This is a genomic window from Thermus thermophilus HB8 (assembly GCF_000091545.1).
Taxonomy (GTDB): domain Bacteria; phylum Deinococcota; class Deinococci; order Deinococcales; family Thermaceae; genus Thermus; species Thermus thermophilus.
On the sequence record NC_006461.1, the window covers coordinates 423,110 to 441,581 of the forward strand.

Annotated in this window: 21 protein-coding genes and 1 tRNA gene; 17 read left to right on the forward strand and 5 right to left on the reverse strand. The window is 68.8% G+C overall.

Translation table 11 applies throughout. From position 1 onward, the window contains the following. Positions 1-3: 3 nt before the first annotated feature. From TTH_RS02345 to tmpR, 11 genes are all read left to right on the forward strand, one after another. On the forward strand, positions 4-1,200 hold the full coding sequence (locus TTH_RS02345; RefSeq protein WP_164926030.1) for an ABC transporter substrate-binding protein: 1,197 nt from the start codon (positions 4-6) through the stop codon (positions 1,198-1,200). Positions 1,201-1,244: 44 nt separating this feature from the next. Further along, a complete protein-coding gene (locus TTH_RS02350) occupies positions 1,245-2,078 on the forward strand; it encodes an ABC transporter ATP-binding protein (protein ID WP_011227947.1) in 834 nt (277 codons plus the stop codon). 66 nt (positions 2,079-2,144) lie between these two features. Then, positions 2,145-2,885: a metal ABC transporter ATP-binding protein gene (locus TTH_RS02355; protein WP_011227948.1), complete on the forward strand. Its 741-nt coding sequence runs from the start codon at positions 2,145-2,147 to the stop codon at positions 2,883-2,885. After that, a complete protein-coding gene (locus tag TTH_RS02360; protein WP_011172542.1) occupies positions 2,878-3,684 on the forward strand; it encodes a metal ABC transporter permease in 807 nt (268 codons plus the stop codon). Before TTH_RS02355 ends, TTH_RS02360 begins: the two co-directional genes overlap by 8 nt. Before the next feature lie 24 nt (positions 3,685-3,708). Further along, positions 3,709-4,158, forward strand: a complete 450-nt coding sequence (locus tag TTH_RS02365; RefSeq protein WP_011172543.1) for an RrF2 family transcriptional regulator — start codon at positions 3,709-3,711, stop codon at positions 4,156-4,158. 15 nt (positions 4,159-4,173) lie between these two features. Further along, the gene (locus TTH_RS02370; RefSeq protein WP_011227949.1) at positions 4,174-5,298 is read left to right on the forward strand and encodes a cysteine desulfurase family protein; all 1,125 of its coding nucleotides are present in this window, start codon (positions 4,174-4,176) and stop codon (positions 5,296-5,298) included. Positions 5,299-5,330: 32 nt separating this feature from the next. Then, on the forward strand, positions 5,331-6,614 hold the full coding sequence (gene aroA / locus TTH_RS02375; protein WP_011227950.1) for a 3-phosphoshikimate 1-carboxyvinyltransferase: 1,284 nt from the start codon (positions 5,331-5,333) through the stop codon (positions 6,612-6,614). Beyond that, entirely contained in the window at positions 6,599-7,225 is a 627-nt protein-coding gene (gene cmk / locus TTH_RS02380) for a (d)CMP kinase (protein ID WP_011227951.1), read from the forward strand. Before aroA ends, cmk begins: the two co-directional genes overlap by 16 nt. 3 nt (positions 7,226-7,228) lie before the next feature. Further along, positions 7,229-8,002, forward strand: coding sequence for a CDP-alcohol phosphatidyltransferase family protein (locus TTH_RS02385; protein ID WP_011227952.1), 774 nt, complete (start codon positions 7,229-7,231; stop codon positions 8,000-8,002). Next, positions 7,966-8,376 (forward strand): NUDIX domain-containing protein, encoded by a 411-nt coding sequence (locus TTH_RS02390; protein ID WP_011172548.1) that lies wholly within the window; start codon positions 7,966-7,968, stop codon positions 8,374-8,376. Before TTH_RS02385 ends, TTH_RS02390 begins: the two co-directional genes overlap by 37 nt. Next, entirely contained in the window at positions 8,373-9,077 is a 705-nt protein-coding gene (gene tmpR, locus TTH_RS02395) for a bifunctional dihydropteridine reductase/dihydrofolate reductase TmpR (protein ID WP_011172549.1), read from the forward strand. The genes TTH_RS02390 and tmpR overlap by 4 nt, the downstream gene beginning before the upstream one ends. A gap of 65 nt (positions 9,078-9,142) precedes the next feature. Here the strand turns inward: tmpR and TTH_RS02400 are convergent. Continuing rightward, positions 9,143-9,218: transfer RNA gene (locus TTH_RS02400), tRNA-Ile, on the reverse strand. 69 nt (positions 9,219-9,287) lie between these two features. Here TTH_RS02400 and TTH_RS02405 point away from each other — a divergent pair. Both TTH_RS02405 and TTH_RS02410 read left to right on the forward strand, forming a co-directional pair. Beyond that, positions 9,288-9,479 (forward strand): YgaP family membrane protein, encoded by a 192-nt coding sequence (locus TTH_RS02405; RefSeq protein ID WP_011172550.1) that lies wholly within the window; start codon positions 9,288-9,290, stop codon positions 9,477-9,479. Next, entirely contained in the window at positions 9,476-10,006 is a 531-nt protein-coding gene (locus TTH_RS02410) for a DUF402 domain-containing protein (RefSeq protein WP_011227953.1), read from the forward strand. Before TTH_RS02405 ends, TTH_RS02410 begins: the two co-directional genes overlap by 4 nt. Here the strand turns inward: TTH_RS02410 and TTH_RS02415 are convergent. The 4 genes from TTH_RS02415 to TTH_RS02430 all read right to left on the reverse strand — a co-directional run bounded on the left by TTH_RS02415 (position 10,003) and on the right by TTH_RS02430 (position 13,827). After that, on the reverse strand, positions 10,003-11,013 hold the full coding sequence (locus TTH_RS02415) for a hypothetical protein (protein ID WP_011227954.1): 1,011 nt from the start codon (positions 11,011-11,013) through the stop codon (positions 10,003-10,005). The two genes, TTH_RS02410 and TTH_RS02415, sit on opposite strands and share 4 nt — an antisense overlap. 28 nt (positions 11,014-11,041) lie before the next feature. Continuing rightward, a complete protein-coding gene (locus TTH_RS02420) occupies positions 11,042-12,049 on the reverse strand; it encodes an NAD(P)/FAD-dependent oxidoreductase (protein ID WP_011227955.1) in 1,008 nt (335 codons plus the stop codon). A gap of 32 nt (positions 12,050-12,081) precedes the next feature. Continuing rightward, a complete protein-coding gene (locus tag TTH_RS02425) occupies positions 12,082-13,113 on the reverse strand; it encodes a zinc-binding dehydrogenase (RefSeq protein WP_011227956.1) in 1,032 nt (343 codons plus the stop codon). A 66-nt stretch (positions 13,114-13,179) separates the two neighbouring features. Next, positions 13,180-13,827 carry a transposase gene (locus TTH_RS02430; protein WP_224065233.1) on the reverse strand — a complete coding sequence of 216 codons (648 nt, stop codon included), beginning with the start codon at positions 13,825-13,827 and terminating at the stop codon, positions 13,180-13,182. On the opposite strand from TTH_RS02430, the gene TTH_RS11450 reads away from it, so the two are divergent. The 4 genes from TTH_RS11450 to TTH_RS02445 all read left to right on the forward strand — a co-directional run bounded on the left by TTH_RS11450 (position 13,769) and on the right by TTH_RS02445 (position 18,404). Continuing rightward, the gene (locus TTH_RS11450) at positions 13,769-13,954 is read left to right on the forward strand and encodes a hypothetical protein (RefSeq protein ID WP_223966770.1); all 186 of its coding nucleotides are present in this window, start codon (positions 13,769-13,771) and stop codon (positions 13,952-13,954) included. The genes TTH_RS02430 and TTH_RS11450 overlap by 59 nt on opposite strands. Positions 13,955-14,264: 310 nt before the next feature. Further along, positions 14,265-16,010 (forward strand): ABC transporter substrate-binding protein, encoded by a 1,746-nt coding sequence (locus TTH_RS02435; protein ID WP_011227959.1) that lies wholly within the window; start codon positions 14,265-14,267, stop codon positions 16,008-16,010. 56 nt (positions 16,011-16,066) lie between these two features. Continuing rightward, a complete protein-coding gene (locus tag TTH_RS02440; protein WP_024119337.1) occupies positions 16,067-17,050 on the forward strand; it encodes an ABC transporter permease in 984 nt (327 codons plus the stop codon). Between the two features lie 7 nt (positions 17,051-17,057). After that, positions 17,058-18,404, forward strand: coding sequence for an ABC transporter permease (locus tag TTH_RS02445; protein ID WP_011172557.1), 1,347 nt, complete (start codon positions 17,058-17,060; stop codon positions 18,402-18,404). Positions 18,405-18,472: the final 68 nt, after the last annotated feature.

Genomic DNA, 18,472 nt, shown 5'->3' on the forward strand with positions numbered 1-18,472 from the left:
CGTATGCGAAGGACACTGGCAGGCATCGCGGCGGTCTTGGGGTTGGCTTTAGGCCAGCAGCAGGTGACCCTCTTCTGGTCGGGGGCCATCACCGGGCCCACCTCGGACGCGGGGGCCCCTTACGGGGCGGCGGTGGAGGACTACTGCAAGTGGGCCAACGAGCGGAAGCTCGTGCCCGGGGTGGTCTTCAACTGTGTGGTGCGGGACGACCAGTACAACAACGCCAACACCCAGCGCTTCTTTGAGGAGGCGGTGGACCGCTTCAAGATCCCCGTCTTCCTCTCCTACGCCACGGGGGCGAACCTCCAGCTCAAGCCCCTGATCCAGGAGCTCAGGATCCCCACCATCCCCGCCTCCATGCACATTGAGCTCATTGACCCGCCCAACAACGATTACATCTTCCTCCCCACCACCAGCTACTCCGAGCAGGTGGTGGCCCTTCTGGAGTACATCGCCCGCGAGAAGAAGGGGGCCAAGGTGGCCCTGGTGGTCCACCCCTCCCCCTTCGGCCGGGCTCCGGTGGAGGACGCGAGGAAGGCGGCCCGGGAGCTCGGGCTTCAGATCGTGGACGTCCAGGAGGTGGGAAGCGGCAACCTGGACAACACCGCCCTCCTCAAGCGCTTTGAGCAGGCCGGGGTGGAGTACGTGGTCCACCAGAACGTGGCGGGCCCCGTGGCCAACATCCTCAAGGACGCCAAGCGCCTGGGCCTGAAGATGCGCCACCTGGGGGCCCACTACACGGGGGGGCCGGACCTCATCGCCTTGGCCGGGGACGCGGCGGAGGGCTTCCTCTGGGCCACGAGCTTCTACATGGCCCACGAGGACACCCCGGGGATCCGGCTGCAGAAGGAGATCGGGCGGAAGTACGGCCGTCCCGAAAACTTCATTGAGAGCGTGAACTACACGAACGGGATGCTCGTCGCGTCCATCGCCGTGGAGGCCATCCGCAGGGCCCAGGAGCGGTTCAAGCGGATCACCAACGAGACCGTCTACCAGGCCATCGTCGGCATGAACGGGCCCAACGCCTTCAAGCCGGGCTTCGCCGTCTCCACCAAGCAGGGCGTGGAGATTGACTTCACCAAGAGCGAGCACACGGGGGCGGAAGGCCTCCGGATCCTCGAGGCCAAGGGAGGGCGCTTCGTCCCCGTCACGGAGCCCTTCACCTCGGCCCTCTTCCGCAAGGTGCACTACGGCAAGTAGACCCCGGGAGCCCGGGGTGCCCCGGGCCCCTTTCCCACAAGGCCATGGACGCTTTGAACCCGATCCGTCCCGAGGACCTCGGCCCCATCCTCCTCCTCGTCAACAACATTGAGGTGGTCTACCACGACGTGATCCAGGTGCTCCGGGGGGTCTCCCTCAAGGTCCCCGAAGGGAGGATCACCGCCCTCTTGGGCCCGAACGGGGCGGGGAAGACCACCACCCTTCGGGCCATCTCCGGCCTCCTCATCCCCGAGGACGGGGAGGTGGTGCGGGGGGAGATCCTCTTCCGGGGGACGCCCATCCAGGGCCGCCCCCCCGAGGAGATCGTCAAGCTGGGCATCGTGCAGGTCCTGGAGGGTCGCCGCGTCTTCAAGCACCTCACGGTGGAGGAGAACCTCAAGGTGGGCACCCTGACCCGGAGGGGCGTGAACCTCAAGGAGGAGCTGGACCGGATCTACCACTACTTCCCCCGCCTGGCCGAGCTCAGGCACCGGCTCGCGGGGTACTGCTCGGGCGGGGAGCAGCAGATGATCGCCATCGGGCGGGCCCTCCTCGCCAAGCCCCGCCTCCTCCTTTTGGACGAGCCCTCCCTGGGCCTCGCCCCCCTGCTCGTGCGGGAGATCTTTGACATCGTGGCCCGGGTGAACGCGGAGGAGGGGGTTACGGTCCTCGTGGTGGAGCAGAACGCCCGGGTGGCCCTCTCCATCGCCCACTACGGCTACATCATGGAGTCGGGCCGGATCGTCCTCGAGGGGGACCGGGCGTACCTCTTGGAAAACCCCGACGTCCAGGAGTTCTACCTGGGCGTGGCCAAGGAAGGGGGGAGGAAGAGCTTCAAGGAGGTCAAGGCCTACAAGCGGCGCAAGCGCTTCATGTGAGCCCAAAAGGCCCCTGCGCAAGCGGGGGCCTGGCGGCGCAAATGAAAATGCGCTATCGTTATTGGTATGTGGGCGGTGGAGACCCAGGGGCTTGCGGTGCGCTTCGGGCAGTACCAGGCCTTGGAGGACGTCTCCTTGAGGGTGCCCGAGGGCAGCTTCGTGGCCGTGGTGGGCCCCAACGGGGCAGGGAAGAGCACCCTTCTCAAGGCCCTTTTGGGCCTCGTGCCCTTCCGGGGGGAGGTGCGGATCTTCGGCCGCCCCTTGGGCCAGGCCGATCCCTTCTGGTTCGGCTACGTGCCCCAGATCAAGACCTTTGACCGCACCTTCCCCGCCCTGGCCTTGGAGCTCGTGGTCTCGGGGCTCCGCCGCGCCTGGCCCTTTCGCGTGGGGGAGGAGGAGCGCAGGCGGGCCCTCGAGGCCTTGGGGCGGGTGGGGGCGTTGGAGCTCGCCCACCGCCCCTTGGGGCGGCTTTCCGGGGGGCAGTTGCAGCGGGTCTACCTGGCCCGGGCCCTGGTGCGCAGGCCCCGCCTCCTCCTTTTGGACGAGCCCGCCACCGGGGTGGACCGGCTGGGGGAGGTGGACCTCTACCGGCACCTGGAGGCCTACCAGGAGGAGACGGGGGCCACGATCCTCATGATCACCCACGACTGGGAGGCGGCCCACCACGCCAGCCACGTCCTGGTGCTGAACCGCCGCGTGATCGGCTTCGGCCCGCCGGAGCGGGCCCTCTCCGAGGAGTGCCTCCGCCAGGCCTTCGGCCATTTGGGGCACGAGCACGCCCTTTTCCTGGGAGGCGGCCGTGCTTGAGGCCTTGGGCTACCCCTTCTTCCAGAGGGCCCTCCTCGCCGGCCTCTTGGTGAGCCTGCTTGGAGGGGCGCTTTCCGCCTTCGTGGTGCAGAGAAGGCTTTCCTTCCTGGGGGACGGGCTCGCCCACGCCGCCTTCGCCGGGGTGGCCCTGGGGCTTTTCCTGAGGGAGGAGCCCCTCTACCTCGCCCTCCCCTTCACCCTGGCCGTGGCCCTGGCCATCACCTACGTGAAGGAGCGCTCGGGCCTCTCGGAGGACACGGCCATCGGCGTCTTCTTCGCCCTTTCCGTGGCCCTCGGGGCCGTCTTCCTCGCCAAGGCCCGGGGGTACGTGGGGGACGCCATGGGCTACCTCTTCGGCTCCCTCCTCGCCGTGGGGCCCGGGGACCTCTGGGCCGTGGGGGGGGTGGTCCTTCTGGGCCTCGCCCTCCTTCCCCTCTGGGGCGCTTTGGCCTACGCCACCTTTGACCGGGAGCTCGCCCTCGCCGACCGGGTGCCCGTGGGGCTCCACGACTACCTCCTCTCCGCCTACCTGGCCCTCGCCCTGGTGGTGGCGGTGAAGGTGGTGGGGGTCCTCCTCGTGGCCGCCTTTTTGGTGATCCCGGGGGCGGCGGCCCGGCTTCTCGGCCGCACCTTCGCCGGCATGACCCTCCTTGCCCTCCTCTTCGCCCTCTCGGCCACCCTCCTCGGGCTTTACGCCTCCTTCCTCCTGGACTGGCCCAGCGGGGCCAGCGTGGTCCTGGCCCAGGCCCTCCTCTTCGGCCTCGCCTTCCTTAAAACCGCGTTTTCCGGGGGGAAATAGCCGCTTTTGGGGTATACTGGGGGCATGTGGGTGTCCACGAAGGCCCAGTACGGCCTCCGCGCCCTGGTGGAGATCGGCCTTAGGGCGCCGAGGGCGGTGCCCCTGAAGGAGGTGGCCGAGGCCCAGGGCATCAGCCAGCACTACCTGGAGCAGATCGCCGCCCAGCTCCGCAACGCGGGCTTCATCCGCTCCGTGCGGGGGGCGAAGGGGGGGTACCGGCTCGCCCGCCCCCCGGAGAAGGTCACCGCCCTCGAGGTGGTGGAGGCCCTGGAGGGGAGCCTGGCCCCGGTGAGCTGCCTGGAGGACCCGGAGAGCTGCGACAAGGTGGGGCGGTGCTCCACCGAGCTTTTGTGGCGGCGGGTGGACCTCGCCATGCGCCAGGTCCTCGGGGGCACCACCCTTAAGGACCTCATTGAGGAGAGGCGGCTTTTGGAGGCCAGGGGGGTCATCCCCCTCGAGGCCCGCGTCTCCTGAGGGCCGGGAGGCGGCGTGCGGGGCGTCTACCTGGACTACGCGGCCACCACGCCCCTGGATCCCGAGGTCCGGGAGGCCATGCGGGCGGTGGAGGAGGTCTTCGGCAACCCCAGCAGCATCCACCGCTTCGGCCAGGAGGCCCGTAAGGTCTTGGAGGAGGCCCGGGAACGGGTGGCGGAGGCGCTCGGGGCGCGGCCCCGGGAGGTGGTCTTCACCGCAGGGGGCTCCGAGGCCGACGCCCTCGCCCTCCTGGGCCCGGCCCTGGCCCGGGGCCGGGGGCACGTGGTGAGCACGGCGGTGGAGCACGCCGCCGTGCTCGGGGCCCTGCGCCTCTTGGAGCGGCTGGGCTTCGCCGTGACCCTCCTCAAGCCCGATTCCCTAGGGATGGTCTACCCCGAGCAGGTGGAGGAGGCCCTGCGCCCCGACACCTTCCTGGTGAGCGTCATGACGGCGAACAACGAGCTCGGCAACCTCTACCCGGTGCGGGAGATCGCCGAGGTGGCCCACCGGCACGGGGCCCTCTTCCACACCGACGCCGTCCAGGCGGTGGGGCAGGTCCCCTTCCGCATGGACGAGGTGGGGGCGGACCTGGTCTCCTTGAGCGCCCACAAGTTCTACGGGCCCAAGGGCGTGGGGGCGCTCCTCGTCCGCCAGGGGGTGGAGCTTATGGCCGTTGTGCCGGGGAAGCAGGAGGGGGGTAGGCGGGGCGGCACGCAGAGCCCCGTTTTGGCCCACGGGATGGCCGTGGCCCTGGAGCTCGCCCTGAAGCGCCTTCCCGAGGAGGCGGCGCGCCTTGCGGCCTTGCGGCGGCGCCTCGAGGCGGGGCTTCTCGCGGTGGAGGGGGTGGAGCTCAACGGCCACCCCGAGCGCCGCCTCCCCAAGCTCGTCAACGTCACCGTGAAGGGGGCGGACGGGGAGGCCCTGCTCCTCGCCATGGACCTCCTGGGCGTGGCCGTCTCCTCGGGCTCCGCCTGCAGCGCCGGGAACCTCGAGCCCTCCCACGTCCTCCTCGCCATCGGCCGCAGCTACGCCGAGGCCAAGGCCTCCTTGCGCTTCTCCCTGGGCCGCTTCACCACCGAGGAGGAGGTGGACCGGGCGGTGGCGGTCTTCCGGGAGGCCGTGGCCCGGGCCCGGGCTTGACCGGGCCCGAGCGGAACGGAAGACTAGGGGGGATGGACGCGTTCCGCCTCGCGCCTTGTGGTCCCTTGCGGGGGCGCCTCCGCGTCCCCGGGGACAAGTCCGTGACCCACCGCGGCCTCATGCTCCTCGCCCTGGCCGAGGGGGAGGGAAGGCTCTTCTACCCCTTGAAGGCGGGGGACACCCTCTCCACGGCCCGGGTCCTCCAGGCCCTCGGGGCCGAGGTCCGGGAGGAGGGGCCCCACTTCCTCGTGCGGGGAAGGGGCCTAAGGTTCCAGGAGCCCGAGGACGTCCTGGACTGCGGCAACGCCGGAACCCTCATGCGCCTCCTCCTCGGCCTCCTCGCGGGCCAGGAGGGGCTTTTCGCCGTCCTCACCGGGGACGCCTCCTTGAGGCGCCGCCCCATGGGCCGGGTGGTGGCCCCCTTGAGGGCCATGGGGGCGAGGGTGGACGGGCGGGAGGAGGGGGAGAGGGCGCCCCTCGCCGTCCGGGGGGCGCCCCTGAGGGGTTTGCGCTACACCCTCCCCGTGCCCAGCGCCCAGGTGAAGAGCGCCCTCCTCCTCGCCGGCCTCTTCGCCGAGGGGGTGACGGAGGTGGAGGAGCCCACGCCCACCCGGGACCACACGGAGAGGCTCTTCCGCCACTTCGGCCTGCCCTTGGAGGTGGAGGGAAGGAAGGTGCGCACCTGGCGCACGGGGCCCTTTCCCGCCAAGGACCTCGTGGTGCCCGGGGACTTCTCCTCGGCCGCCTTCTTCCTGGTGGCGGCCCTCGTCACCCCGGGCTCGGAGGTGGTGGTGGAGGGGGTGGGGCTGAACCCCACCCGCACCGGCCTCCTCACCGTCCTCAAGGCCATGGGGGCGGACCTGGAGTGGCAGGTCCTCGAGGGCGAGGCGGGGGAGCCCGTGGGGTGGGTGCGGGCCCGGCATAGCCTCCTGAAGGGCGTGGCCGTGGACCCCGGCCTCATCCCCCTCATGGTGGACGAGGTGCCGGTCCTGGCGGCGGCCGCCGCCTGGGCGGAAGGGGAGACCTACATCCCGGGCCTCTCCGAGCTTCGGGTCAAGGAGTCCGACCGGGTCCGGGCCATCGCCGAAAACCTCCGGGCCCTCGGGGTGGAGGTGGAGGAAGGCCCGGACTGGCTCCGCATCCGGGGCGGGGGGGTGAGGCCGGGCCGGGTGCGGCCCTTCCACGACCACCGCATCGCCATGGCCTTCGCCGTGGCCGGGCTTCCCGTGGGGGTGGAGGTGGAGGAGCCCCACTGGGCCGAGATCTCCTACCCGGGTTTCTTCCAGGACCTCCTCAGGCTATGCGCGGCATCGTGACCATAGACGGGCCTTCGGCCTCCGGCAAGAGCTCCGTGGCCAGGCGGGTGGCGGCGGCCTTGGGCGTGCCCTACCTCTCCAGCGGCCTCCTCTACCGGGCGGCCGCCTTCCTCGCCCTGAGGGCGGGGGTGGACCCCGGGGACGAGGAGGGGCTCCTCGCCCTCCTCGAGGGCCTGGGGGTGCGCCTTCTGGCCCAGGCGGAGGGCAACCGGGTCCTGGCGGACGGGGAGGACCTCACCTCCTTCCTGCACACTCCCGAGGTGGACCGCGTGGTCTCGGCGGTGGCCCGCCTCCCGGGGGTCCGGGCCTGGGTCAACCGCAGGCTCAAGGAGGTGCCTCCGCCCTTCGTGGCCGAGGGGAGGGACATGGGCACGGCGGTCTTCCCCGAGGCGGCCCACAAGTTCTACCTCACGGCGAGCCCCGAGGTGCGGGCGTGGCGGCGCGCCCGGGAAAGGCCCCAGGCCTACGAGGAGGTGCTCCGGGACCTCCTCCGGAGGGACGAGCGGGACAAGGCGCAAAGCGCCCCCGCTCCCGACGCCCTCGTCCTGGACACCGGGGGGATGACCCTGGACGAGGTGGTGGCCTGGGTCCTGGCCCACATCCGGAGGTAGGCCGTGGTCCCGGGGGCCAAGGAGAGGCCGGTCCAGGAGTTCCTCAACGCCCTCCTTTTCCGCCCCCTGGCGCACCTCGTCGTCCTCCTCCTCCTGCGTACGCCCGTGAGGCCCCACCACCTGGTCCTCTTCCACACGGGCCTGGTCCTTGGGGCCGCCTGGCTGCTCCTTAGGGGGGAGGACCTCGGGGCCGCCCTCCTCCTCCAGCTCAAAACCGTCTTGGACAACGCCGACGGGCAGCTCGCCCGCCTTAGGGGAGAGGTGACGGAGTTTGGGCGCTACCTGGACACGGGGATGGACTTCCTCGGGAACCTGGCCCTCTTCCTGGCCCTGGGCCTGCGCACCGGTTTCCTGGAGAAGGCCCTCCTCGCTTTTTTGGTTTTCACCCTGGTCCAGTCCTACGACTTCAACCTGGAAAGGCTTTACCGCCTTTCCCGGGGGCTTCCCTTGCCCGAGGGGCCTCGGGACCCGGAAACCCCCTGGCTTCGCCTCTTCCGGGGGCTTTACGCCCTCCTCTTCGCCCCCCAGGACCGGGCCATCGTCGCCTTGGAGCGCTTTCTCCAGGGGCGGTTGCGGCTTGACCCCTCGCGTTTCTGGGACGAGGGGGCCTTGGCGGGGGTGGTGAACCTGGGCCTCACCACGCAGCTTTTCTTCCTGGGGGTTTTCCTCCTCTTCCACGAGCCTGGCGCCTACCTCACCTTTGTCCTCCTTCAGGCCGTGTATCTTGGCCTTTGGTACCTATGGAGGATCGCCCGCAGTATCCCATCCCCACGGTAGGGGCCTTGGCGGAGAAGGAAGGCCTTGTGCTCTTGGTGCGCACGGCCAAGTGGCGGGGGCTTTGGGGGGTGCCCGGGGGGAAGGTGGCCTGGGGGGAGGCCCTGGAGGAGGCCTTGCGGCGGGAGTTCCGGGAGGAGGTGGGCCTCGCCCTTTCCCAGGTCCGCTTCGCCCTGGTCCAGGAGGCCATCTTCAGCCCCGAGTTTTACAAGCCCACCCACATGCTCCTCTTCAACTACTTCGCCCGGGCGGAGGGGGAGGTGCGCCCGAACGAGGAGATCCTGGAGTGGGCCTGGGTGGAGCCCGAGAAGGGGCTCGCCTACCCTTTGAACGCCTTTACCCGGGCCCTCTTGGTGCGCTATCTGGAGGGGAGATGAGGACCGCGTTGGTGACGGGGAGCGCCAAGGGCATCGGCCGGGCCATCCTCTTGGCCCTCGCCCGGGAGGGCTACGCCGTGGCCGTCCACTACCGCACCTCCGAGGCCTTGGCCGAGGCCACCCGTCAAGAGGCGGAGGCCCTGGGCGTCAAGGCCATCAAGGTCCGGGCCGACCTCACCCGGGAGGAGGAGGTGGACCGGCTGGTGGAGGAGGTCCGCTACCACCTGGGGGGGGTGGGCGTCCTGGTGAACAACGTGGGGGACTACCTCTACAAGCCCATAGAGGAGGTGAGCCTCGAGGAGTGGCGCTGGATCCTGGACACCAACCTCACGGCCACCTTCCTCCTCACCCAAAGGGTCCTCCCCCTCATGGTGGCCCAGGGCTTTGGCCGCATCGTGAACCTGGGCTACGCCGGGGCGGGGAACCTCCTCGCCCGGACCCACATCACCCCCTACGTCATCGCCAAGACGGGGGTCATCCTCTACACCAAGGCCATCGCCAAACGCTTCGCCGCAAGCGGCATCACCGCCAACGTGGTGGCCCCGGGGGTGGCGGAAAACTCCGTCTCCAAGCCCCTCCACGAGATCCCCATGGGGAGGCTCGCCCTCCTTCAGGAGATCGCCCAGGCGGTGCTCTTCTTCGTCCGCGAGCCCTACCTCACGGGGCAGGTGCTGGAGGTGGCCGGGGGGTGGAACCTCTAGGGGCCCCACCGCGGCGTTCGCCAGGGGCTTGGGCGCAAAAAGCCCCGGCTCGAGGCCGGGGCGGGTGGTGGGCCGTGCAGGATTCGAACCTGCAACCTACCGGTTATGAGCCGGCTGCTCTGACCGTTGAGCTAACGGCCCCCGTCCGGGAACGATAGTAGCACAGCCCGGCCCCTTTTGCTGTACTCTTGGATTGAAGGAGGTGAGCCTATGCCGGTGAACGAGAGCACCACCGACCGGGTCATCCGGTTCCTCCTTTCCCTCGTCCTCTTCTACTTCGCCTTCCAGTCCGCCGCGCCCTGGAACTGGATCCTGGGGATCGTGGCCGCTGTCCTCCTCTTCACGGCGATCACGGGGTTCTGCGGCCTCTACCGCGTCCTGGGCATCAGCACCAAGCGGTGAGCCCGGCCTGGCCCCTCCGCCCGGGCCAGAAGGTCCGGGTGGAGTTCTACAAGTACCCGGAGGAAGCCCTCCACTACTTCTGGGAGGCGGAGGTGGTGGAGGTGCGCCCCGAGGGGGTCCTCACCCTCCTCCCCCAGGGCGGGGTCTTCCACCACGTGGGCAAGGGGCGCTCCTTGGTCCTGGACCACGACGCCTACGTGGCCTTCTTCCCCGGGGCCTGGTACTCCGGGGGGCCCGACGTGCGGGAGGGGAGGGTCCTGGAGTACTACTGGAACGTCCAGACCCCGGCCCTTTGGACGGGAGAGGCCTTCCGCCAGTACGACCTGGAGCTGGACGTGAAGTGCCGGGCCGACCACACCTGCGAGGTCTTTGACCGGGAGGAGTTCCTGGCCAAGCGCCCCCTGTACCCCAGGGCCTGGGTGGAGGAGGCGGAGCGGGCGGTGGAGGCCGTCTTCCGCCACATGCGCGAGGGGCGCTGGCCCGTCTTGCCCCCCGGAAAGCCCCTACCCTGGATGGAGCGGATCTAGGGGAAGAGGTGGGGTACCGGCGGGGAGGGGGCCTCGAGGCTTCCCGGGCCTAGGGGTTTAAGGGGGAGGAGGCGGCGGCCCTGGAGGGTCCAGTACCCCTCCAAGACCGCCTGGTAGAGGAGGCCCTTGAAGAAGCCGTTGAAGCTGTCGTCCCAGGTTTCCAGGTTCTGGGCCCTCAAGGGGTAGTTGTGCCAGGCAGGGCCCAGGTAGTAGAGCCACGGGTCCTCTAGGGGCCGGGTATCCTCCGGCGGGAGGGAGAGGAGGGCGTTGAAATAGCCCCGCAGGCGGCTTGCGGTGAAAAGGAGGTTGAGGTAGGGGTCCAGGAGAGCCCTGCGGGCTTCGGCTTCGGTGTGGGGAAAGGGCCTTAGGGGGTCCCAGGCGCCGAAGCGCCTTAGGCGCGCCTCCTGTTTTAGGGCGTCCTCCCAGCTCATCTGGGCCAGGCCCAGGGTGCGGGAAAAGGGGGCCTCCCCCAGGGTGAGGGCCACCCCGTCCGCCACCTCCCGCACCCCCCGGGAGAGCCCCAAGGCCTTGTCCCCGCCGTGCTGCTCGTTGTCCACGATGGCGGCCAGCACCCCGGGGGGGAGGCCGAGGGCGTGGGCCGCGGCCCGGATCTCCCGGGCGTGGGGCAGGACGTGGCGGGGGGCCATGGGGAGCCCTTCCAGGTTGACCGGGGCTTTCCGGACCGCCTGACCGATGGCCAGGAGGAAACGGTGCGCCGCTTCTAGGGCTTCCTCCGCTGTGGCGAAGGCCGAACGCTTCCCGCTTTGTTGGTTGGCGAGCTCCAGCCTGAGGAGGCGGTCGTAGGCCCGGGCCGCCTTCTCCCCGAAGAGGAGGTGCAGGCTCGCCTTGTTGGCGAGGTGGCGGGCCACCAGGGCCTCCCGCTTCTCCGGAGGGTAGGGGAGGAGGCTCCGGAGGCTGGGCGAGGGAGGGGGGCCCGGGGGAACGGGAAGGGCCCCGAGGAGCAGGGCGGCGACCCAAAGACCCAGAACCCTGGGGGCCAGGCGCACGGCGGGCTTCGGAACGGGGGCGCCGCCTCTAGGTCCCGGGGGCGGCCTTCTCCGAGGAGTGGCCGGGGTTCACCTTGAGGGCGGGGTTGGCGTAGGCGGCGGCGTGGTTGGCGGCGATGGCGGCCTCGCCGAACCCCAAGACGATGAGGGGAAGCTTCCCCGGGTAGGTGACGATGTCCCCGCAGGCGTAGACCCCGGGAATGCTGGTGGCCATGGTGGTGTCCACCTTGATCTTGTTCTTCTCCAGGGCGAGCCCCCAGTTGGCCAGGGGGCCGAGCTTGGTGATGTAGCCCGCGAGGATGAGGACGGCGTCCACCTCGAGGGCCAGCTCCTCCTGGGTCTGGTTGTGGAAGACCACCGCCCAGCGCACCCTTTCGTCCCCCTCTACCCGCCTAAGCTCGTAGGGGGTGAGGACCTCGAGGCGCCCCTCCTCGTGGGCCTTCATGAGCTCCTTCACGCTCGCCTCGTGGGCCCGGAACTGGGGGCGGCGGTGGATCAGGGTGATGCGCCGGGCGGTGTCCAGAAGGTTCAAGGCCCAGTCCACGGCGCTGTCCCCCCCGCCCACGATGAGGACCCGCTTCCCCTGGAACTCGGCCTTGCTCTTCACGGCGTAGTAGACGCCCCTCCCCTCAAACTCCCGCTCCCCCGGCGCCCCGATCCGCCTGGGCTCAAAGGCCCCCACCCCGGCGGCGATGATCACCGCCTTGGCGGTGTAGGCGTTCCCTTGGGAGGTGGTGACCTTGAAGAGGTCTCCTTCCCTTTCCAGGGTCTCGGCCCGCTCCCCGAGGCTGTAGACAGGGTTAAAGGGGGCCACCTGCTCCACCAGGCCCTTCACCAGGTCCTTGGCGTAGACCTTGGGGAAGCCGGCCACGTCGTAGATGTACTTCTCCGGGTAGAGGGCGGTAAGCTGCCCCCCGGGCTCGGGCAGGGGGTCCACGAAGCGGAAGGACAGCCCCCGCATGCCCACGTAAAACCCGGCGAAAAGCCCTGTAGGCCCCGCCCCTACGATGAGCACGTCCGTGTGGTCCGCCGCCATGCTTGTTATTTTATGCACGTGGGCGGGGTTGTCTACCCCACCTGGAGGACCACCTTCCCGAAGACCCGGCGCTCCTCCAGGAGCCGGTGCCCCTCCGCCGCCGCCTCCAGGGGCAGGACCTGGCCCACCACGGGCTTCAGCTTCCCCTCCTCCACGAAGCGCAAGATGGGGAAAAGGCGGCTTTTAGAGGCCATGGTGGAGCCCAGGATGGAGAGCTGACGGTAGAAGACGTGGGCGAAGGGCAGGGTGCCCTCGTACCCCGAGGAGGCCCCGGCGATGGCGATCCGTCCCCCGTTCGCCGTGGCCTTGATCACCCCCTCAAAGTAAAGGGCCCCGGTGTGGTCCACCACCTTGTCCGCGCCCTTGCCCCCCGTGAGGCGGCGCACTTCCTTGGGCCAGTCCGGGTGGGTGTAGTTCACCGTCTCGTCGGCCCCGAGGGCCTTCGCCCGGCGGAGTTTGTCCTCCGAGCCCGCCGTGGCGATGACCCGCGCCCCAAAGAGCTTGGCGATCTGGATGGCGGCCACGCTCACCCCGCTTCCGGCGGCCATCACCAGCACGTCGTCCCCCGGGCGCACCCCTAGCTTGTCCACCACCATCTGCCAGGCGGTGAGGAAGGTGAGGGGGATGGCGGCGGCCTCCTCAAAGGAAAGGTTCTTGGGCTTGGGGGCCAGGTTGGCCTCGGGCAGGACCACGTACTCGGCGTAGGTGCCGTGCCGGTGCTCCCCGAGGATCTGGTAACGGGGGCAGAGGTTGTCCTCCCCGGCCAGGCAGCGCTCGCACCGCCCGCAGGAGAGGCCGGGGTTGATGACCACTTCGTCCCCGGGGGCGAAGCCCTCCACCCCCGGCCCCACGGCGTCCACCACGCCGCTTCCGTCCGCACCCAGGACGTGGGGGAGGGGGAGCTTTGGGCTCGCCACCCCTTTTCGCACCCACACGTCCAGGTGGTTGAGGGCGGCCGCCTTGAGGCGTACCCGCACCTCCTTGGGGCCGGGTTCGGGGACGGGAAGGTCGGCCACCTCCAGCACCTCGGGGCCTCCCCTGGCTCGCATGACCACCGCGCGCATGCTCCCTCCTTATGGAGGGGATTTTTTCACGAAGGGCTTTAGGGGGTCAACCCTTGACGGGCTTGCCTAGTAAATCGCCTTGTACCCCGGAGGGGGCGGGAGAAGGGAGAGAAGAACCCTAAGGCCGTAGGCGATGAGCTCCAAAAGCGCCCGCGCCATGGCCGTCCAAGGCTTCCGCTCCCAAAGGTACCCCCCACCCAGCCGCGTCTTCATCCCCCCAAACACCCCCTCCACCACCCCGCGAAACCGGTACACCTCGGGGTCCCACCCCTCCCGCGCCCGCACCCGCGCCTCCTCCCTGGCCTCGCCCCCGCCCCGAAGCCGGATCACCGGCCGCACCCCCGCCTCCCCCAAAACCCCCCACACCTCCTTCCCGTCAAACCCCGCGTCCGCCAAAAGCCACCCCCGGGAAGGAGGAAACCGCCTCAGCACCTCCCCCCCAAGCCGGGGGTCCGGGGCGTAGCCCTCCCCCACCACTCCACCCCAGGGCCACAAGAGCCGCCTCTCCCTATCCCACCGCATCAGGGCCAGAAGCCGCGCGTGCCCCCGCACCCGCCGCACCTCCTTCCCCCGACGAAAGCGGAGAAGCCGGTCCTTGCTCCGGTAGGCCAGCCCCGTGGTGTCCATGAGGTAGAGGGGGGGAAAGCGCCGCCAGGTGTGCCGGCGCCTCGTCCGAAGCCGCTTCGCCTTCCGGCGAGGACTCCGGGGCGAGATGGGCCTCCAGTTCCCGGGAAAGCCTCTCCAGGAGGGCCTCAAGGAGTTTGGGGTCCAGGTGCTTGAGGGCGTAGCGGGCCAGGGACTGGTGGGAAGGGAAGGGGCCTTCCATCAGGTCCTGGAGTGAGGCCTCCGTCTCGCGGTAGGTGAGGTGGAAGAAGGCGCGGAAGAGAAGGAGGGCCAGGTAAAGGGCGTGGCTGTAGCGCCAGGGGCGGCCCCGCTTGCCTTTGGGGGTGGGAGGGGCCACCTCCCGGGCCAGGCGCAGGCAGTGTTCCAGGACCTCCTTGGGGCTTGCCTCCCTGCGAAGGAAGCCTCGCTTGCCCATCAGGAGAGAGATATACACCCGTCCTCCTGACCTTTGCAAGGCAAGCCCACCCTTGACAGGGTCTAACCCCGCCCGGTAGTGTGGGGCCGTACGCGACGCAGGGAGGTTTTGTATGAGAAAAGCGGTGTTGCTGGTGGGCATCTTGGCTTTGGCGGGCGTCGCCTCGGCCCAGACCTTCGTCTGGCCCCAGAAGTGGACGGTGGCCAAGCCCTCCGAGGCGAAGCGGGGGGGGACGCTTAGGGGTTACACCATCTCCGACTACCGCACCTTCAACCCCTTCCTCACCGCGGAGGCGAACAGCATTCCCGACCTCATCAACCCTTACGGCCTCGTCCGGCGCGACCCCACCACGGGCGACTGGATCCCCTACATGGCGGAGTCCTGGACCATAAGCCCCAACAAGCTGGAGATCACCTTCAAGATCCGCAAGGGCATGAAGTGGTCGGACGGCCGGCCCATCACCGCCGACGACTGGATCATGACCTGGCGGATCCACACCGACAAGGCGGTGGGCTCCAACAGCTACGACTCCTTCTTCATTGACGGCAAGCCCATCGTCCTCAGGAAGCTTGACGACTACACGATCCGCTTCATCTACCCCAAGACGGACGCGGAGGCCTTCGCCATCGCCAGCTTCGCCCCCTGGCCCGCCCACGTCTTCGGCCCCGTCTACCAGAAGGAGGGGGCGGAGGGCATCAAGAAGATGTGGACCCTGAACGAGGACCCGGCCAAGATCGTCTCCGCCGGGCCTTGGGTCGTGGAGAGCTACCGCCCCGGGGAACGGGTGGTCCTGAAGCGGAACCCCTCCTTCGGCGAGTGGAACAAGGACGAGGCCGGCAACCCCCTTCCCTACCTGGACCGGTACGAGATCCGGATCGTCAAGGACGTGAACGCCGCCTTGGCGGAGTTCCTGGCGGGGAACATTGACATCTTCAACCCCTCCACCGTGGACCAGATTTCCCAGATCCGCCAGGCCGTCCAGCAGGGCCGCCTGGACGCCACCATCAAGGTCAACGCCTCCCCCGTGGCCAGCAGCCAGTTCATGGTCTTCAACTGGAACAAGGCCTCCGACCCCTTCAAGCAAAGCCTCTTCCGCTCCGACAAGTTCCGCCGGGCCATGAGCCACCTGGTGAACCGCCAGGCGGTGATTGACATCGTCTACGGCGGCCTGGGCATCCCCATGTACTCCAGCGTCTACCCGGTCCTCACCCAGTGGATTAACCCCAAGGTGCCCAAGTACGAGTACGACCCCAAGCAGGCGGCCAAACTCCTCGCCGAGCTCGGCTTCACGAAGAAGGACCGGGAGGGGTACCTGGTGGACTCCAAGGGGCGGCGGATTGAGTTCAACCTCGCCACCAACGCCGGCAACACCCAGCGGGAGCAGATCGCCAAGCTCATCGTGGACGAGGCCAAGAAGGTGGGGGTGAAGGTCAACTTCCAGGCCATTGACTTCAACACCCTGGTGGGCCAGCTCCTCTCCTCGGGCCCTGACCGGCCCTTTGACGCCATCATCATCGGCCTGACGGGCGGCGGCCTGGACTGGCCCTTCGGTTCCAACGTGGTGCCCTGCAAGGGGAACCTGCACATGTGGAACAAGTCCGGCCAGTGCCTGGACCCCCGGGAGACCCTCATGGAGAAGCTCTACTACCAGGGCCGCACGGAGCTGGACTTCAAGAAGCGGGTGGAGATCGGCTACCGCATGCAGGAGGTTGAGGCGGAGCTCCTCCCCGTCATCTACATCGCCGGGCCCAACTACCACCCCGCCTGGAACAACCGCCTGGGCGGCGAGCACCCCGACGCCATCATCTCCAGCATCTGGGGCTCCCGTGAGGTGGAGCTCACCTTCATCAAGAAGTGAGCTAGCTTGACGCTCATCCCCGGGGCCGGGCCGCCCCGGGGATGTCTTGGAAAGCCATGGCGAGCTACATCCTCAAGCGCATTCTCTCCCTGATCCCCACCTTCTTCGGGGCCACCTTCCTCGCCTTCCTCATCATCCAGATGGCCCCCGGGGACTACCTGACCCAGCTGGAGCTGGACCCTAAGGTCACCCCCGAGACCATCGCCCGGCTCCGCGCCCAGTTCGGCCTGGACCGCCCCTTCCACGAGCAGTACCTCCTCTGGATGCACAACCTCCTCCACCTCAACCTGGGCTACTCCTTCGCCTACCAGGCCCCGGTGCTGGAGATCGTCTGGCCCAGGGTCCTAAACTCCATGGTTCTGGTGGTCCCCTCCACGGTCCTCCTCTTCCTCATCGCCGTGCCCGTGGGCGTCTACGGGGCTTTGCGCCAGTACTCCTTGGGGGACCGGGTGGTCTCCTTCCTCGCCTATTTGGGCCTCGCCATCCCCAACTTCTTCCTGGCCCTCATCCTCATGTACCTGGTGCTCCAGGTCTACTTCCGCACGGGGGTTATGGTCTTCCCGGTTTCGGGGATGACCTCCAGCGGGTTTGAGCAGTTCTCCTTCTGGCAAAAGGTGGTGGACGTGGCCTGGCACGCGGTTTTGCCCATCGTCGTCCTCACCACGAGCGACATCGCCGGGTTCTCCCGCATCATGCGGGGGCAGATGCTGGAGGCCCTCTCCCAGGACTACGTCCGCACCGCCCGGGCCAAGGGGCTTCCCGAGCGGGTGGTGGTGTACAAGCACGCCCTGAGGAACGCCATCATCCCCATCGTGGCCAACATCGGCGGGATCCTGCCCACCTTGATCTCGGGGGCCGGCCTCGTGGAGGTGGTCACGGCCTGGCCCGGGATCACCCCCCTTCTCCTGGACGCCATCTCCCAGCAAGACCTCTACGTGGTCGCGGGCTTCCTCACCATGGGCTTGGTGCTCCTTATGATCGGCAACCTGCTTTCGGACCTGCTTCTCGCCTGGGTGGACCCCAGGATCCGCTACGAGTAGGAGGCTTATGGACGCCCTCGCGCCGAAGTCGGAAAGCCTCTTCCAGGTGGCCTGGGCCCAGTTCCGCAGGCACCGCCTGGCGGTCTGGGGCGGGCGCATCCTCCTGGTCCTCTACTTCGTGGCCGCCTTCGCCGGCTTTTTCAGCCCCTACGACCCCAACTACTACGAGCTTTACCCCCCGAAGGGGCACCACCCGCCCACGCGGATCCACTTCGTGGACCCGGAGACGGGGAGGCTTTCCCGTCCCTTCGTCTACGCCACCCGTCGCACCATTGACCCCGTTTCCCTCCAGCCCCGCTACGAGGAGGATCCGAGCCAGGGCAAGTTCTACATCCGCTTCTTCGTCCGCACGCCGGACCAACCCTACACCATCTTCCGCGTCTTCCGCGCGGACCTGCGCCTCTTCGGCGTGGACCCGCCGGGGAGGATCTTCCTCATGGGCACGGACAACTTTGGCCGGGACCTCTTCAGCCGCCTCGTCTACGGGGCCCAGGTGTCCTTGACCATCGGCATCCTCTCCGCCCTGGTCTCCTTCGCCCTCGGCCTCCTCCTTGGGGGGATCGCGGGGTTTTACGCCGGGCGGCCCTTTGTCCTCGCCCTTCCCCTTCGGGCCTGGCGGGGGCGGGGGCTCGTGCTTGGTCCCCTTTCCTGGCTCCTTTGGGGCGGGCTTGCGGCGGGGGCCTTGTACCTCGCCTGGACCTACATCCGCCTCACAGGGTTCGGCTTCTTCCAGGCCCTGGCCCTCCTTGCCGCCCTTTGGCTTGCGGGCTTCCTCGTCCTCACCCTGCCCTTTAGGCCCATCCAAGTGGACGTGGACAACCTCATCATGCGGCTCGTGGAGGTGATCGCCGCCATCCCCACCCTCTTCCTCCTCATCTCCTTGCGGGCCGTCTTCCCCGCCAACGTGGACCCTCTCACCACCTTCTACCTGGTGGTGGGGCTTCTCGGCTTCATCGGCTGGGGTGGGCTCGCCCGGGTGGTGCGGGGGGTGGTGCTTTCGGTGCGGGAGCAGGACTACGTGCAGGCGGCTAGGGCCCTTGGGGCCTCGGACGGCAGGATCCTGGCCCGGCACGTCCTCCCGGCCACGGCGAGCTACGTCATCGTGAGCCTCTCCCTCACCATCCCCGGCTTCATCCTGGCTGAGTCGGGCCTGTCCTTCCTGGGCCTTGGGGTCACGGAGCCCTACACCAGCTGGGGCCTCCTCCTCCAGGCGGCGCAGCAGGGGGGGTTCGCCAGCTTCGTGGACCGCCCCTGGGTGCTTTGGCCGGGCTTCTTCATCTTCGTCTCCATCATGGCCTGGAACTTCGTGGGCGATGGCCTGAGGGACGCCTTTGACCCGAGGCGGCGGCAGTGAGGGTGTTTTCTTTCGGAGGGGCATGGCGTATAACGGATGAGGTGGACTCAGGGCACCGCCCGGAGGAA